General features: G+C 72.3%; 14 protein-coding genes and 1 pseudogene. 9 read left to right on the plus strand and 6 right to left on the minus strand.

All coding sequences use genetic code 11. The features are described 5' to 3' along the window. Positions 1-539 (plus strand): M23 family metallopeptidase (locus CCS38_RS08925; RefSeq protein WP_223732657.1); only part of this gene is annotated, 539 nt, incomplete at its 5' end. An 80-nt stretch (positions 540-619) separates the two neighbouring features. Here the strand turns inward: CCS38_RS08925 and CCS38_RS08930 are convergent. Next, a complete protein-coding gene (locus CCS38_RS08930) occupies positions 620-1,528 on the minus strand; it encodes a Cof-type HAD-IIB family hydrolase (protein ID WP_372457027.1) in 909 nt (302 codons plus the stop codon). Positions 1,529-1,607: 79 nt separating this feature from the next. On the opposite strand from CCS38_RS08930, the gene CCS38_RS08935 reads away from it, so the two are divergent. The 3 genes from CCS38_RS08935 to pspAB all read left to right on the plus strand — a co-directional run bounded on the left by CCS38_RS08935 (position 1,608) and on the right by pspAB (position 4,224). Then, positions 1,608-2,513, plus strand: a complete 906-nt coding sequence (locus CCS38_RS08935; RefSeq protein ID WP_223732659.1) for an LLM class flavin-dependent oxidoreductase — start codon at positions 1,608-1,610, stop codon at positions 2,511-2,513. A 177-nt stretch (positions 2,514-2,690) separates the two neighbouring features. Continuing rightward, positions 2,691-3,590 (plus strand): zinc metalloprotease HtpX, encoded by a 900-nt coding sequence (gene htpX / locus CCS38_RS08940; RefSeq protein ID WP_223732660.1) that lies wholly within the window; start codon positions 2,691-2,693, stop codon positions 3,588-3,590. Between the two features lie 70 nt (positions 3,591-3,660). After that, the gene (gene pspAB / locus CCS38_RS08945; RefSeq protein ID WP_223732661.1) at positions 3,661-4,224 is read left to right on the plus strand and encodes a PspA-associated protein PspAB; all 564 of its coding nucleotides are present in this window, start codon (positions 3,661-3,663) and stop codon (positions 4,222-4,224) included. Between the two features lie 77 nt (positions 4,225-4,301). On the opposite strand, the gene CCS38_RS08950 is transcribed toward pspAB, so the two are convergent. The 3 genes from CCS38_RS08950 to CCS38_RS08960 all read right to left on the minus strand — a co-directional run bounded on the left by CCS38_RS08950 (position 4,302) and on the right by CCS38_RS08960 (position 8,135). After that, entirely contained in the window at positions 4,302-5,246 is a 945-nt protein-coding gene (locus tag CCS38_RS08950) for a MerR family transcriptional regulator (RefSeq protein ID WP_223732662.1), read from the minus strand. Between the two features lie 226 nt (positions 5,247-5,472). After that, entirely contained in the window at positions 5,473-7,236 is a 1,764-nt protein-coding gene (locus tag CCS38_RS08955; protein WP_223732663.1) for an SDR family oxidoreductase, read from the minus strand. A 32-nt stretch (positions 7,237-7,268) separates the two neighbouring features. After that, on the minus strand, positions 7,269-8,135 hold the full coding sequence (locus CCS38_RS08960) for a M24 family metallopeptidase (RefSeq protein WP_223732664.1): 867 nt from the start codon (positions 8,133-8,135) through the stop codon (positions 7,269-7,271). Between the two features lie 216 nt (positions 8,136-8,351). Between CCS38_RS08960 and CCS38_RS08965 the strand changes: the two genes are divergently transcribed. Genes CCS38_RS08965 through CCS38_RS08980 form a run of 4 tightly spaced genes read left to right on the plus strand, consistent with a single transcriptional unit; the run spans position 8,352 to position 11,977 of the window. Beyond that, complete coding sequence (locus CCS38_RS08965) at positions 8,352-9,389, plus strand: ABC transporter ATP-binding protein (protein ID WP_223732669.1); 1,038 nt, start codon at positions 8,352-8,354, stop codon at positions 9,387-9,389. Beyond that, positions 9,382-10,293, plus strand: a complete 912-nt coding sequence (locus tag CCS38_RS08970) for an ABC transporter permease (protein ID WP_223732665.1) — start codon at positions 9,382-9,384, stop codon at positions 10,291-10,293. Before CCS38_RS08965 ends, CCS38_RS08970 begins: the two co-directional genes overlap by 8 nt. An 11-nt stretch (positions 10,294-10,304) precedes the next feature. Then, positions 10,305-11,201 (plus strand): ABC transporter ATP-binding protein, encoded by an 897-nt coding sequence (locus CCS38_RS08975; RefSeq protein WP_263301853.1) that lies wholly within the window; start codon positions 10,305-10,307, stop codon positions 11,199-11,201. Between the two features lie 47 nt (positions 11,202-11,248). Then, on the plus strand, positions 11,249-11,977 hold the full coding sequence (locus CCS38_RS08980; protein WP_223732667.1) for an ABC transporter permease: 729 nt from the start codon (positions 11,249-11,251) through the stop codon (positions 11,975-11,977). Positions 11,978-12,030: 53 nt separating this feature from the next. Here the strand turns inward: CCS38_RS08980 and mltG are convergent, their stop codons facing one another. Continuing rightward, positions 12,031-12,897 (minus strand): endolytic transglycosylase MltG, encoded by an 867-nt coding sequence (mltG, locus tag CCS38_RS08985; RefSeq protein ID WP_223732668.1) that lies wholly within the window; start codon positions 12,895-12,897, stop codon positions 12,031-12,033. Between the two features lie 34 nt (positions 12,898-12,931). On the opposite strand from mltG, the pseudogene CCS38_RS08990 reads away from it, so the two are divergent. Further along, positions 12,932-13,720 (plus strand): annotated as a pseudogene (locus CCS38_RS08990) (adenosylcobinamide amidohydrolase); the annotation flags it as partial. A gap of 20 nt (positions 13,721-13,740) precedes the next feature. On the opposite strand, the gene CCS38_RS08995 reads toward CCS38_RS08990, so the two are convergent. Further along, on the minus strand, positions 13,741-15,051 hold the full coding sequence (locus CCS38_RS08995; protein WP_223732670.1) for a CynX/NimT family MFS transporter: 1,311 nt from the start codon (positions 15,049-15,051) through the stop codon (positions 13,741-13,743). Positions 15,052-15,082: the final 31 nt, after the last annotated feature.

The raw sequence follows: 15,082 nt of genomic DNA on the forward strand, positions 1-15,082 counted from the left end.
GGCGCAGCCTGGACCGGGCGCGCGGGCGGCTGTGGCGGCTGGTGACGGGCGCTGCCGGGTCCGGCGGCTGCGCCGGGCCGCCGGACCGGGTGGCGTCGGCCGCCGGGCTCCTGGCGCCCGCTGCCGCGCCCGCGCGGGGGTGGATCCGGCCGGTGACGGGGTACGCGCTGTCGGCCTCGTACGGCGGCGCCGGTGCGCACTGGTCGCACCGCCACACGGGGCAGGACTTCGCGGTGCCGGTCGGCACGCCCGTACGGTCGGTGGGCCGCGGCCGGGTGACGGCGGTGGAGTGCGGGGGCCCGTTCGGGATCAGCGTGGTGGTGCGGCACGGCGGGCGCACGTACACGCAGTACGCGCACCTCTCGGCGGTACTGGTGCGCCCGGGGCAGCGGGTACGCGCCGGGCAGCCGATCGCGCTGTCCGGGAACACCGGGAACTCCACCGGGCCGCATCTGCACTTCGAGGTGCGGCGCGGGCCCGATACCGACGAGGCGATCGAGCCGCTCCACTGGCTGCGCGGACGCGGCGTACGAATGTGACGCGCTGACCGGCCGGCGGTACGGGTGCGGGGTGCTGCCGGGGCGGTAGTACAGCTGTGCGGCCCGGCAGCACCGGTGGGTCAGCCGCCGGATCGTTCCTTCAACAGTTTGTCGATCAAACGTTCGATGACGAGAGCGACGCCGTCGTTGTTGTTGGCTGCTGTGCGGTGGGTGGTCGCAGCCAGTACGTCCGGATGCGCGTTGGCCATGGCGTACGACGTCCCCGCCCAGGTCAGCATTTCGAGGTCGTTCGGCATGTCGCCGAACGCGACCACCTCGTGCGGCGCGATGCCGCGTTCGGCGCAGCAGCGGGCGAGCGTGCCGGCCTTGCTGACGCCCGCGCCGCTGATCTCCAGCAGCGCGGTGGGGCTGGACCGGGTGAACGACGCGAGGTGCCCGGCGGCCTCGCGGGCCAGCGCGAGGAAGGCGTCCGGGTCCAGCTCGGAGTGGTGCGCGAGGACCTTCAGGACGGGCTCGCCCGCCTTCTCGAACCCGTCGTCCAGCAGCTTCTCGACGGGCGCGATCAGCGCGCCCGGGTCGAGGTGGAACGGCGGGTACTGCGGCTCGTAGTGGATGCCGCCGGTGCGCTCGACGGCGAACGAGGTACCCGGTGCCGCGGCGCGCAGCGCCTCCACGACGCCGAGCGCCGCGCTCCGCTCCAGCGCGCGGACCTCGACGATGCGGCGGCCGCGGTGCAGGTCGACGACGGCGGCGCCGTTGGCGCAGATTGCCAGGCCGTGTCCGTGCACATGGTCGCTGACCACGTCCATCCAGCGGGCCGGCCGGCCGGTGACGAAGAAGACCTCGATGCCGGCCTCCTCGGCGGCGGCGAGCGCGGCGATCGTACGGTCCGAGACGGTCTTGTCGTCGTGCAGCAGGGTGCCGTCGAGGTCCGTGGCGATCAGCCGGGTGCGGCGGCCGGGCAGCGGTGGCTCGGAGGCGGGATCGTCTGTCACAGGGCCATCAGTCACCAGGCCATCTTCCCGCATATGCGCGCACAGGCGTGCGTTGGGTTGCCCGCATGAGCTTTACGCGCTCTCGGTCCGTGTCCACCGTAGGCTCGGTGACATGCGACTGAGCACCGTGATCCTGCCTGTCCGCCGCTGGTCCGAAGGCGGGCGGGAGGTGTGGCAGCGCGCCGAGGAGCTGGGCTTCCACGCCGCGTACACCTACGACCATCTCTCCTGGCGGGTGCCCTTCCGGGACGGGCCGTGGTTCGGTGCGGTGCCCACGCTGACCGCGGCCGCCGCCGCGACCTCCCGTATGCGGCTGGGCACCCTCGTGACCTCTCCCAACTTCCGGCACCCGGTCACCCTCGCCAAGGAGCTGATCTCGCTGGACGACATCAGCGACGGCCGGATCACGCTCGGCATCGGCGCGGGCGGCAACGGCTTCGATGCTTACGCCCTGCTGGGAGCCGGCGAGGAGCCGTGGACCCCGCGCGAACGCGCCGATCACTTCGCCGAGTTCGTCGCCCTGCTGGACCGGCTGCTCACCGAGGACGCGGTCACCTACGAGGGCGAGCACTACAGCGCGCACGAGGTCCGCAACGTCCCCGGGTGCGTGCAGCGGCCGCGGCTGCCGTTCGCGGTGGCGGCCACCGGGCCGCGCGGGCTGCGGCTGGCGGCGCGGTACGGCCAGGCGTGGGTCACCACGGGCGACCCGAAGGTGTCCGCCGCCGGGACGCCCGAGCAGTCGCACGCCGCGATCGCCGGGCAGATCGAGAAGCTGGGCGCGGCGTGCGAGGCCGTCGGCCGGGACGCCGGGAAGCTGCCGAAGACCCTGCTGACCGGCTTCACCCCGGACCGGCCGCTGGACTCCGTCGACGCGTTCGTGGACTTCGCCGGGCGCCATGGTGAGCTGGGCATCGATGAGATCGTCCTGCACTGGCCGATCGACGACACGATCTTCGCCGCGGACCTGTCGGTGTTCGAGCGGATCGCGGCGGAGGGCATGGCACAGCTGGCGGGCTAGGGGCGCAGGCGGACGCGCGCCCTGCTGAGGGCGGTGCATGGGCCGGGTGCCCCGTGTCAGAGAACGATCAAGGCCCTTTTCCCCGCCAAGAGGAACCAAAGGGGAATCAAGAGGGAGAATCGGGGCAGAGGCGTCGTCGTGCGGACGGTCGGCTGGACCGTCCGGCTGGAGGACCTCATGGCACAGACCCGATTCGCCCCGGACCGCGGGCTGACCTCGCGCATGGTCGTGACGATGTTCCTCATCGGCCTGCTGTACGTCGTGGTCGTCGGCGTGCTGGTGGTGCTGCTCAAGGGCGCGTGGCTGTTCGTGCTGCTGATCTCGGCCGCGCTGTTCATCGGACAGTTCTGGTTCAGCGACCGGATCGCGGCGTTCGCCATGGGCGCGCGCGAGGTCACCCCCGAGCAGGCACCCGAACTGCACGGCGCCGTGGACCGGCTGTGCGCGCTCGCGGACATGCCCAAGCCGAAGGTCTGCATCGCCGACACCGACGTACCGAACGCCTTCGCCACCGGGCGCAACCAGAAGAACTCCCTGGTCTGTGCCACCACCGGGCTGCTGCGGCGGCTGGAGCCCGAGGAGCTGGAGGGGGTGCTCGCGCACGAGCTGTCGCACGTCGCCCACCGCGACGTGGCGGTGATGACCATCGCCTCGTTCCTGGGCGTACTGGCCGGGATCATCACCCGGGCGGCGCTCTGGAGCGGCGTGGGGCGCAGCAACCGGGACAACAACGCCGCCCTCGCCATTGTGATCGTCACGGTCGTCAGCGCGGTGGTCTATGTCCTCAGCTTCCTGCTCACCCGGCTGCTGTCCCGCTACCGCGAGCTGTCGGCCGACCGGGCCGCCGCCCTGCTCACCGGGCGGCCGTCCGCGCTGGCCGCCGCGCTCACCAAGGTCACCGGCCAGATGGCGCGGATTCCCACCCGCGACCTGCGCAAGGCCGAGCCGTTCAACGCGTTCTACTTCGCCCCGGCGTTCTCCAAGGAGAACGCCGTCCAGCTGCTCTCCTCCCACCCGACGCTGGAACAGCGCCTGGACCAGCTCGGCCGCATCTCCGCGCAGCTGGGCCGCCCATGAGCGGATCGGAAGCCGCACCTGGCGCGCTTCCCACCGCCCTTCCCGCCCCTTCGCCCCCGGGAGCCATTCGATGGGTTTTCTGGACGTGATCCTCGGCCGCAGCAAGGCGGTGCGCCCCGACCTCGACCAGCTCTTCGCGCTGCCGTCCGCCGCGATCACCCTGCAGGCCGCGACCGGGTTCACGCCGACCGGCCGGGGGTCGGTCTGCTTCGCGAGCGTCGAAGGCGGGGCGTTCGCCCGCATCCGGGCCGATGTACGGGCGCTGCTCGGCCCGCCGGTGGAGTTCAGCCAGGACCAGTACGGCTACACCTGGCTGCTCGCCCGGCACGCCGCGGAGGACACCGCGGGCCTGGTCAACGACCTGCACGCGGTCAATACCTCGCTCCAGGACGGCGGCTTCGGGCCGCAGCTGCTCTGCTCGCTGATCGGCTTCCGGGACGAGCGGGACCGCTCACTGGCGCTGGTCTACCTCTACAAGCGCGGCACGTTCTATCCCTTCGCCCCGCTCCCCGGCTCCGGCGAGAAGCGCGACAACCCGCTCGAACTCCAGGTTCGGTCCCTGCTCGGTGACGATCTGACCGTGGAGAAGGACCTGAGCCGTTGGTTCCCGGTGTGGGGAGCGCCCGGGCTGTAGAGGAGATCTACGGGCCTGCGGCGGGGCATCCGCACGGCGGATGTTTCACGTGAAACGGACGGGGCCCGGGCCTCTCATCAGCCGGCCGCCGGGCCGATGGGTCCCGTGCGGTCGGCGTGCGTGACCAGGGAGTCCATCCGGCGGGCGCTCACCTCGCGCTCGGTGGCCGCGGCGACGAAGGCCGCGACGCCCGCCGGGCCGACGAGGTCGCGGACGGACTGCACCGTGGCGGCCGGCAGTGCCACCTGCTCGGCCGCGGCGTGCCGCTCCGGGGGCTCGCTGTGCAGCTGATGACGCAGATAGCGGCTCGCCAACGTCCGCATGGCGCGCGCGAGTTCGGCGTCCACGGTCTGCTGGGCCAGCGGCCGCAGCCGGCGGACGAGGTCCGCCGCCTCCTCCGCCTCGGCGTCGCTCGGCGGGTGGTCGAGGTACTGGTGGAAGACATGCTCGGTGGTGAAGTCCAGGAAGCGCGAGGCTATGTGCTCCACCTGCACCCGCAGCTCCCGCAGATGACCTGAGATGGCGGGCAGCGGCACGCCCGCGGAGTGCAGCTCGGCCGCGACCGCGAGCTCCTGCGGGCTGGGCACGAGGAACTCCTCCGTGCTGCCCGGCACCGGCTCCAGCACCCCCAGCTCCACCGCGTCGGCCACCGCCGCCTCGTCGGGGCTGCCGCCGAAGGCCGCGTTCAGCTCCTCCCGGGAGATCCGGCCGCTCTCCTCGTCCGTCCATGGCCCGTCGATCTCGGCGACCAGGCCCAGCACCCCGCTCAGCCCCCGACCCGCGTCCCACGCCTCCAGCAGGTCCTTGATGCTGGCCAGGGTGTACCCGCGGTCCAGCAGGTCCGAGATCTGCCGCAGCCGGGCGAGGTGCGCGTCGGCGTAGACGTTCGCCCGGCCCCGGCGCTCCGGCTTGGGCAGCAGCCCACGGTCCTGGTACGCGCGGATCGTACGGACCGTGGTGCCGCTCCGGTGCGCCAGCTCCTCGATGCGGTACTCGGCCGCGGGGCTGTGCTGCTCGGTCAATGCGGTGCTCCTCACGAGATGGCCGCGCGCCCACCGTGCCCGCGCCGCCCGGACGGCCGGGGAGTACGCGTGGTACCGGGCGGCCCTGCGCAGCGACCCTTCCTGCGAGGGATGGTACGACCGCGTGCGGCGGCGCCGTAACGCCCCGGCCGACTCTCGCCACCCGGGGGCCTGCCACGCCGCGGCGACGGGCCCCAGCCCCTCCCGGCCGGGGCCGGGACGACGCCTACAGCGGATCGATCCGGGCCAGCGCGCGCAGGGCGCGCGGGGCGAAGCGGGACAGGGCGCGGGAGCCACGCGCCTCGGGGGTGACCGGCACGACCGCCTGATTGCGGACCACCGCGCGCAGGATGGCGTCGGCGACCTTCTCCGGGGGGTAGTTGCGCAGGCCGTAGAGGCGCGCGGCCTTGGACTGGCGGCGCTGCTCCTCCTCGGCCGAGACCCCGGTGACGTGGGAGGTGGCGGTGATGCTGGTGTTCACCAGGCCGGGGCAGATCGCGCTGACCCCGATGCCCTGCCCGGCCAGCTCGGCGCGCAGGCACTCGCTGAGCATCAGCACCGCCGCCTTGGACGTGCTGTACGCGGACAGCGTTCTGGAGGGCTGGAACGCCGCGGCCGAGGCGGTGTTGACGATATGGCCGCCCTGGCCGCGCTCGGCCATCTGCCGGCCGAATATCCGGCAGCCGTGGATGACGCCCCAGAGGTTGACGTCCAGGACCTTCTTCCAGTCCTCGGAGGTGGTCTCCAGGAACGAGCCGGACAGGCCGATGCCGGCGTTGTTCACCAGGACGTCGACCGTGCCGTACTCGGCGGCGACCTTCTCGGCGAGCTTCTCCATGGCCGCCTCGTCGCTGACGTCCACCGCCTCCGACCAGGCGGCGCCGGCCCCGATCAGCCGCGCCAGATCCGCCGTACGGGCCGCCCCCTCGGCATCGCGGTCCACCGCGACCACCCGCGCGCCGGCCTCGGCGAACGCGAACGCCGTGGCCCGCCCGATGCCGCTCGCCGCGCCGGTCACCAGCACCAGGCTGCCGCCGAACCGGTCCGCGTACCGCCCGCGCGGGACGGCCTCCTTGGCCGGATCGCCCTCCTCCTTGGCGGTGACGAACTCCTCGATCCAGGCGGCCAGCTGGTCCGGGCGGGTCCGCGGCACCCAGTGCTTGGCGGGCAGCGTGCGGCGGGTGAGCCGCGGGACCCACTGCTCCAGCTCGTCGTACAGCCGCTCCGACAGGAAGGCGTCGCCGGTCGGGGTGATGAGCTGGACCGGGCAGTGCGCGAACGCGTCCGCGCGCGGGCGGCGCAGCCGGGACCGGACGTTGTCCCGGTACAGCCAGGCGCCGTGCGCGGCGTCGGTGGGCAGGGACGCGGTCGGGTACTCCCCGGCAGGGACCTTCTCGACGCGCTCCAGGATCTTCGGCCAGCGCTTGCCCAGTGGGCCCTTCCAGGCCAGCTCGGGCAGCACCGGGGTGTGCAGCATGTAGACGTACCAGGACTTGGCGCCCTGGTTCAGCAGCTGGGCCGCGCGGCGCGGGGTCGGCCGGACCATGCGCTTCTTGATCCAGTGCCCGAAGTGGTCCAGGGACGGGCCGGACATCGAGGTGAAGGACGCGATCCGGCCCTGCGTGCGCTCGACCGTCGCGAATTCCCAGGACTGCACCGAACCCCAGTCGTGCCCCACCAGGTGGACGGGCCGGTCCGGGCTGACGGCGTCGGCCACCGCCAGAAAGTCGTCGGTCAGCTTCTCCAGGGTGTACCCGCCGCGCAGCGGCTGCGGCGCCGTGGACCGGCCGCAGCCCCGGACGTCGTACAGCGCCACATGGAAGCGCTCGGCCAGCAGCGGCGCGACCCGCGACCAGACCTCCTTGCTGTCCGGATAGCCGTGCACCAGCAGCACCGTGGGCCGGGACGGATCGCCCAGCTCCGCCACGCACAGCTCCACGCCGCCCGTGCGGACCCAGCGCTCCCGCGCGCCCTCGAGTCCCGTACTCATGATCGCTTCCCCGCTCTCCTCATGTGCCCTGCTCACGCCGCCTTCTCCTCCTGCCAGCGCCGCACATGCGGCAGATCGTCGTCCAGCCAGAAGGCGCTCTCCTCGGGGTCCCGGGAGTCGGTGACGACCAGGATCTCCTCGAACTTCGCGCCGATGCCCCGGAATCCGAGGTGTGGTTCGACCGCCCACAGCCCGGGCTGCGGCGGATGGTCGGAGAAGCGGTACGGGCTCCACAGCGGGGACCAGCCCTCGCGGTGACCGTGCAGCGCGTCGGACGCCAGGCCCTTGAGCGACTGGGTGCCGAAGCCGAACAGCGTGGGCGACCAGCGGCGTTCACGCACTCGGTCGACCTTGTGGGCGATCACGCCGAAGGGGTACGCGCGATGCCTGTTCGCATATCCCTGGCGGACCATGAGGCGCTCGACGTCCTCGTATATCTCGCGCAGCGGCCGGCGCTCGCGCACCTCGCGCAGGATCAGCTCGCGATGCGCCTCCAGGTCGGCCAGCAGCCGGTCGTGCAGCGGGCTGAGGCCGAGGCAGCCGGAGTACCCGATGTCCGCCGTGTAGCCCTTGTACACCGGGGCCATGTCGAGGATGAAGGGCATCCCCGGCTCCAGCACCCGGTTCGTCGGGAAGAACTGCAGCGGTACGCGGAAGTTCGCGAAGGCCGTGCGGTCGCCGAACCAGGCGAAGGGCAGATGGAACCAGTCCGTGACGCCCCGCTCGCGCAGCCAGTGGCGCTGCATGCGGGCCGCCTCGCGCTCGGTCACCCCCGGCTTCAGCTGCGCGGCCACCGCCTCGGCGCAGGCGTACGCCAGCCGCTGGACCTCCCTGAACCCGCTGAGCTCCGCGGCCGGGCCTTTGGTCGCGGTGGTGGTCGCTGCTGTGGTCGTGGTCATCGCCAACCGTTCCGTTGCGGTACGTGCGCGTAACTTGACACTGATGAATGTGACAATGGTCGGCGGCTGCGTCAAGAGTCCGTCGCCGGCCTGTGGAAAACTCCTCAGCCCCTCGCAGGACCCCCTACGGGGCGCTACGCCTGGAGTCGGACGGACATCCAGCCGTCTGGGGTGACGCCCGGTGTGGCGCGTGACACTAGCGTCGACCGTGTGACTGTGATCGCGACCGAAAGCCTCAGCAAGCGGTTCCCGCGGGTGACCGCCCTGGACCGGCTCTCCGTTGACATCGCCCCCGGCGTGACCGGCCTGGTGGGTGCCAACGGCGCCGGAAAGTCCACCCTGATCAAGATCCTGCTGGGCCTGTCGCCCGCCAGCGAAGGCACCGCCGCGGTCCTCGGCCTGGATGTGGCCACCGAAGGCGGCGCCATCCGCGAGCGGGTCGGCTACATGCCCGAGCACGACTGCCTGCCACCGGACGTCTCGGCGACCGAGTTCGTCGTCCACATGGCGCGGATGTCCGGTCTGCCGCCGACCGCCGCCCGGGAGCGGACCGCCGACACCCTGCGCCACGTCGGCCTCTACGAAGAGCGCTACCGCCCCATCGGGGGCTACTCCACCGGCATGAAGCAGCGCGTCAAGCTGGCCCAGGCGCTCGTCCACGATCCCCAGCTGGTCTTCCTGGACGAGCCCACCAACGGCCTGGACCCGGCGGGGCGCGACGAGATGCTCGGCCTGATCCGCCGCGTCCACCGCGACTTCGGCATCTCCGTGCTGGTCACCTCGCACCTCCTCGGTGAGCTGGAGCGCACCTGCGACCACGTCGTCGTGATCGACGGCGGGAAGCTGCTGCGCTCCTCGGCCACGGACGAGTTCACCCAGGCCACCACCTCGCTCGCCATCGAGGTCACCGACTCCGACGCGCACCCGGACGGGCTGCGCGCGCTGCGCGAGGCCCTGACGGCCGCCGGCGCGGTGACCGGCCCCGCGGCCGGCCCCGGCGAAGGGCACCCGGCCGCGACCGGCCGCCTGCTGTACGTCGAGGCCGCCGGCGAGGAGACGTACGACCTGGTCCGGGACACCGTCGCGGAGCTCGGCCTCGGCCTGGTCCGGATGGAACAGCGCCGGCACCGCATCGCGGAGGTCTTCCGCGACCACGAAAGCGCCCACGAGGGCGGCCGTGACGCCGCCCCGGACCGTACGGACGCGCGCCCCGCAGCCCCCGAAGCAGCCCCCGCAGGAGCCCCCGATGCCTGAGTCCACCACGGCCCCCACGGGCGGCCCGGGCCCCGCCGCCTCGATCCACGACATCGGCTACCGCCACTACGACGGCCCCCGGCTGGGACGCGCGTACGCCCGCCGCTCGCTCTTCTCGCAGAGCCTGCGCGGCGCCTACGGGCTGGGCCGCTCGGCGCGCACGAAGGTGCTGCCGATGATCCTGCTTGCGGTGATGTGCGTACCGGCCGCGATCCTGGTGGCGGTCACGATCTTCACCAAGGCGCGCGACCTGCCCCTGGACTACACGCGTTACGCGGTCTACCTCCAGGCGGTCATCGGCCTCTTCCTGGCCGCGCAGGCACCCCAGTCGGTCTCCCGCGACCTGCGCTTCAAGACCGTGCCGCTGTACTTCTCACGGCCGATCGAACGCGCCGACTACGTAGCGGCCAAGTACGCCGCGATGAGTGGCGCGCTGTTCCTCCTCACCGCCGTGCCGCTGCTGATCCTGTACGTGGGCGCGCTGCTGGCGAAACTCGACTTCGCCGAGCAGACGAAGGGGTTCGCCCAGGGGCTGGTGTCGGTGGCCCTGCTCTCGCTGCTCTTCGCCGCGATCGGGCTGGTCATCGCCGCGCTCACGCCGCGCCGCGGCTTCGGTGTCGCCGCCGTCATCGCCGTACTGACCATCCCGTACGCCGCGGTCAGCGCCATGCAGGGCATCTCCTTCGCCCAGGGCAACACCGAGGTCATCGGCTGGCTGGGGCTGTTCTCCCCGATCACCCTCATCGACGGCGTGCAGAGCGCCTTTCTGGGCGCGACGTCGTCGGCCCCCAACGGGATCGGCCCGTCCACGGGCGCCGGATTCGTCTACCTCCTCGTCGTGCTGGGCGTCATCGCCGGCTCGCTCGCCCTCCTGATGCGCCGCTACCGAAAGGCCGGACTGTGACCACGGTCAAGATGGAAAACGTCTCCCGCTGGTTCGGAAATGTCGTTGCCGTGAACGACATCACGATGACCATCGCGCCCGGAGTGACCGGTCTGCTCGGCCCCAATGGCGCGGGCAAGTCCACGCTGCTCAACATGATGGGCGGCTTCCTGCCGCCCTCCAGCGGCACCGTCACGCTCGACGACCGCACGGTCTGGCGCAACGAGTCGATCTACCGTGACATCGGCATCGTGCCGGAGCGCGAGGCCATGTACGACTTCCTCACGGGGCGCGACTTCGTACTGGCCAATGCCGAACTGCACGGTCTGGGCCGCAAGGAGGCGGCCCGCGCACTGGCCACCGTCGACATGGAGTACGCCCAGGACCGCCGCATCTCGACGTACAGCAAGGGCATGCGGCAGCGCGTGAAGATGGCGTCCGCGCTGGTGCACGAGCCGTCCGTGCTGCTGCTCGACGAGCCGTTCAACGGCATGGACCCGCGCCAGCGCATGCAGTTGATGGAGCTGCTGCGGCGGATGGGCGACGAGGGCCGCACCGTGCTGTTCTCCTCGCACATCCTCGAAGAGGTCGAGCAGTTGGCGTCCCACATCGAGGTCATCGTGGCCGGCCGGCACGCCGCCTCCGGTGACTTCCGGCGGATCCGCCGGCTGATGACGGACCGGCCGCACCGTTACCTCGTACGGTCCGACGACGACCGGGCGCTGGCCGCCGCGCTGATCGCCGACCCCTCGACGTCCGGCATCGAGGTCGACCTCGAAGAGGGCGCGCTGCGCATCCAGGCCGTCGACTTCGGCCGCTTCACCACCCTGTTGCCGCGCGTCGCCCGGGACCACGGCATCCGGCTCCTCGCCGTCTCGCCCTCGGACGAGTCGCTGGAATCGGTCTTCTCCTATCTCGTAGCGGCCTGAAGCCGTACCGAAGCGGTCGCATACGACCTGAAAGGAGCCCTGACGCGATGTCATCGCTCGTCCATCCCACCGTCGCCCGGCTGACCTACCGGGCGCTGCTCGGCCGCCGCCGCGCCGCCGTCCTCTTTGCGCTGCCCGTCTTGCTGCTCGTCATCGCCATTGCCGTACGGGCGCTGACCGGCGCCGACGACACCACGGCCAACACCGTCCTGGGCGGCTTCGCGCTGGCCACGATGGTGCCGCTGATCGGCGTGATCGCCGGTACGGGCGCGATCGGCCCGGAGATCGACGACGGCTCGGTGGTGTATCTCCTGTCCAAGCCCGTACGGCGGTCGACGGTCATCGTCACCAAGCTGCTCGTCGCGACCGGCGTGAGCGTCGTCTTCACCGCCGTGCCCGTACTGATCGCGGGCTTCGTGCTGAACGGCAACAGCCAGCAGCTCGCGGTCGCCTACGCGCTCGCCGCGGCGGTCGCCTCCGTCGCCTACAGCGCTCTCTTCCTGTTCCTCGGCACGGTCACGCGGCACGCCGTCGTCATCGGGCTGGTCTACGCGCTGGTCTGGGAAGCGGTCTTCGGCAACCTCGTACCGGGGGCACGCACCCTCAGCGTCCAGCAGTGGGCACTCGCGCTGGCCCAGAAGGCGGGCGCCGAGGGTGCGGTCACCTCGGACGTGGGCCTCGTGCCCGCCGTCGTGCTGCTCGTCGTGGTCACCTGCGCGGCGACCTGGTACGCGGCCCGCCGGCTCAAGTCGCTGACGCTGGCCGGGGAGGAGTAGGCCCCGCTGCACCAGAAGGGGGCGGCCCCCCCCGCTGCACCAGAAGGGGCGGCCTACCGGCTCCCCTCCTGGGCCTCGTTGAACTCCTGGACGTTCTTGTGGTGTTCCTCGTAGTCGGCGGTGAAGCGGGTGTCGCCGGGCCGGACCGTGACGAAGTACAGCCAGTCGCCCTTCGGGGGCGAGATCGCGGCCCGCGTCGCGTCCTGGCCCGGATTGCCGATCGGCGTCGGCGGCAGCCCCTTGTGCCGGTAGGTGTTGTACGGGCTGTCCGTACGGGTGTCCGCGTGGCTGGTGCGCAGAGTGGACCGGCCCAGTCCGTAGTTGAGGGTCGAGTCCATCTGGAGCGGCATTCCCTTGTCGAGCCGGTTGCGGATGACTCGGGCGACCTTGCCCATGTCCTGCGGGGTGTCCGCCTCGGCCTGCACGACGGAGGCCACCACGACCGTCTCGTACGCGCTCAGGCCCCCGGGCCGGGCCGTCGGCGGCAGGCCGTCCGCCGCGTACCTCTGGCGCGCGGTGTTCACCATGAAGGACAGCAGGCTCTTCGGGGTGGTGTCCTCGTCGATCGGATACGTGGCCGGGTAGAGGTACCCCTCCGGGTTGCCCTTCGCCTCGGCCGGGAGGCGCAGCCGCTTCGCCGGATTGCGACCCGTGGCGGCCTTCTTGGCGGCCTTCTCGGTGGTCCCCGCGGCGACGTGGAGCACCTTGTCGACGGCCGCGTACGCCTGGGAGGCCCGCCGGCCCTCCGGGAGGGTGAGCTTCTCGGCCCGCGCCGGCCGCTCGTCCCCGGGGAGGAGCACCAGGAGGAGGACCAGACCGACGACGAGAACGGCGCCGCCGATCAGGAGAAGCCACGCCCTCCGGGTGAGGCGTGTGCGGCGCCGGTCACCGGAGTGCTGCGTATCGTGCACATCGCTCATGAGGGCACGGTAGGCCAGACCGTAGGGTGCGTGGGTGACCACGCTCATCCCGCCGCTCCCGGTGCGCACCGTGCGGCACCGCGACACCACGGACGGCCAGTTCCTCCCCGCCCTCTTGTGGCGACCGGGCCCGGGCCACCGGATGATCTCCAGCGCGGTGCTCGGCGGCGGCATCGGGATCCGCTCCTGGGTGCTCAACGCCCAGGTTGCGCACGGCTATACGCGCCGCGATCCACAGGCGCACCTCGCGGAGATAGCCGCTGCTGTCGGGGCGACGGGTCCGGGCGTCGGCATGATGACGGCCGCGGACATCCTGCGCACCCGCTCGTCGGCGTGCGAAGGGGGCGCACAGGCGCTCGTCACGGCGGGAACAGGCGTGCACGGCTGGGCCGCAGACATGACACCGGGCGCCGCAGGCAGGACTTCGGGCGCCGCAGGCAGGACACCGGGCGCCGCGGACATGGCACCGGGCGCCGCAGGCAGGACACCGGGCGCCGCGGAAGGCGCCTACCGCCCCGGCACGATCAACATCCTCGTCACGCTGCCCGTGGCCCTCTCCGACGCCGCGTTGGTCAACTCCGTGATGACGGCGACCGAGGCGAAGGTGCAGGCCCTCCTCGACCACGGCCTGGACGCGTCGGGCACCCCCACGGACGCGGTGTGCGTCGCCGCGCCCGTACCGCAACCGGGGCAGCACGTAGAGGACTTCGCGGGGCCGCGCTCCCTCTGGGGCGCCCGGCTGGCGCGCGCGGTGTACGGGGCGACGCTGCGCGCGGTGCAACGGGAGCGCGGTACCACGCCACAGGAGCGCGGGAGCACGCCACAGGACGGCGGTAACGGGGCTCAGGCGCCGATGCGGCGGTCCCGCCCGGCGCCCAGCCCCAGCAGTACCAGCGCCGCGCAGACGGCGAGCAGCAGCGTGATCGGCAGCGTCCAGCCGCCCGTCGCCTCGTGCACCGCGCCCAGCGCCAACGGGCCCACGGCGGCGAGCAGATAGCCCCACGTCTGTGCCATGCCGGACAGCCGTGCGGCGGTGTGCGGATCGCCGGCCCGCAGCACCATCATCGTCAGCGCCAGGCCCAGCGCACCGCCCTGCCCGATGCCGAGCAGCGCGGCCCACACCCATGCCCCGGCCACCGGGGCGACGAGCAGGCCCGTGCAGGCGAGCGCCATCAGCAGCGCGACGCACGCCGCCAGCAGCCGCTGCCGCCGCATCCGCCCGGCCAGTACCGGCACCACGAACGAACCGGCCATCTGCAGCAGCGTGCTGAACGCGAAGACCAGTCCGGCCTGCGCCTTGTCCATCCCGTGGTCGGTGAACACCGTGGGCAGCCAGGCGATGGCCACGTAGGCGATCAGCGACTGCGAGCCCATGAAGAGCGTGACCTGCCAGGCCAGCGGTGAGCGGCCGAGCTTCGGGCCGGACTCGACGCTGTGCTTCGGGGTCGCGGCGGCCTCCCCGTGCCGCGCGCCGCGCCGTGCGAGGACCACCTGCGGAATCCACACGAGCGCGGCCACCGCGGCGAGCAGCCCCCAGGAGACCAGCGAGCCCTGCCAGCTGCCGAGCGCGTTCTCCAGGGGCACGGAGGTGGCCGCCGAAACGGTGGCGCCGAGGATCATCGCCGTCGAGTACAGCGCGGTCATGGGCGCGGCCCGGTCGGGGAAGTCCCGCTTGATCAGGCCGGGCATCAGCACGTTGAGCAGGGCTATGGACGCGCCGACCAGCGCGCAGCCGGCGAACAGTGCCACCAGCGGCGGCGCGACGCGTACGACGATGCCTGCGCAGAGCAGTACCAGCGCGCTGAACAGGACGGTCTCGGTACCCCAGCGCCCGGCCAGCTTCGGCGCCACGTAGGAGCCGAGCCCCATGAAGACCAGCGGGATCACCGTCACCAGGCTGCCCGCGGTCGCGTTCAGCCCGAAGTGCTCGCCGATCTCACCGAGCAGCGGTGAAACGCCCGCGAGCGCGGCCCGCATGTTGAGGGAGGCGAGGACGATGCCGAGGAGGAGCAGCGCGGGGTGCGTACGCAGCCGCCGGCGGGCGGCGGCCAGCTGCGGTGCCGGGGTCAGGTCCTCCTCGGCGTCGATCAGCGGTGCGCCGTCGTGCGACGGCGCACCGGCGGTCGGCGGGGCTTCGGGGCTGGTCCCGGACATGGTGGGGTGACTCTCCTGTCGGTGGGTGCGG

The sequence above is a fragment of the Streptomyces purpurogeneiscleroticus genome, from assembly GCF_020024005.1.
GTDB classification, from domain to species: domain Bacteria; phylum Actinomycetota; class Actinomycetes; order Streptomycetales; family Streptomycetaceae; genus Streptomyces; species Streptomyces purpurogeneiscleroticus.

Coding starts and splice junctions, on each gene's coding strand:
- pspAB (WP_223732661.1), top strand. CDS start 3,661: ATGGGTTTTCTGGACGTGATCCTCGGCCGCAGCAAGGCGGTGCGCCCC.
- CCS38_RS08970 (WP_223732665.1), top strand. CDS start 9,382: ATGCCTGAGTCCACCACGGCCCCCACGGGCGGCCCGGGCCCCGCCGCC.
- CCS38_RS08955 (WP_223732663.1), bottom strand. CDS start 7,236: ATGAGTACGGGACTCGAGGGCGCGCGGGAGCGCTGGGTCCGCACGGGC.
- CCS38_RS08975 (WP_263301853.1), top strand. CDS start 10,305: ATGGAAAACGTCTCCCGCTGGTTCGGAAATGTCGTTGCCGTGAACGAC.
- CCS38_RS08980 (WP_223732667.1), top strand. CDS start 11,249: ATGTCATCGCTCGTCCATCCCACCGTCGCCCGGCTGACCTACCGGGCG.
- CCS38_RS08960 (WP_223732664.1), bottom strand. CDS start 8,135: ATGACCACGACCACAGCAGCGACCACCACCGCGACCAAAGGCCCGGCC.
- CCS38_RS08930 (WP_372457027.1), bottom strand. CDS start 1,528: ATGCGGGAAGATGGCCTGGTGACTGATGGCCCTGTGACAGACGATCCC.
- mltG (WP_223732668.1), bottom strand. CDS start 12,897: ATGAGCGATGTGCACGATACGCAGCACTCCGGTGACCGGCGCCGCACA.
- CCS38_RS08935 (WP_223732659.1), top strand. CDS start 1,608: ATGCGACTGAGCACCGTGATCCTGCCTGTCCGCCGCTGGTCCGAAGGC.
- htpX (WP_223732660.1), top strand. CDS start 2,691: ATGGCACAGACCCGATTCGCCCCGGACCGCGGGCTGACCTCGCGCATG.
- CCS38_RS08995 (WP_223732670.1), bottom strand. CDS start 15,051: ATGTCCGGGACCAGCCCCGAAGCCCCGCCGACCGCCGGTGCGCCGTCG.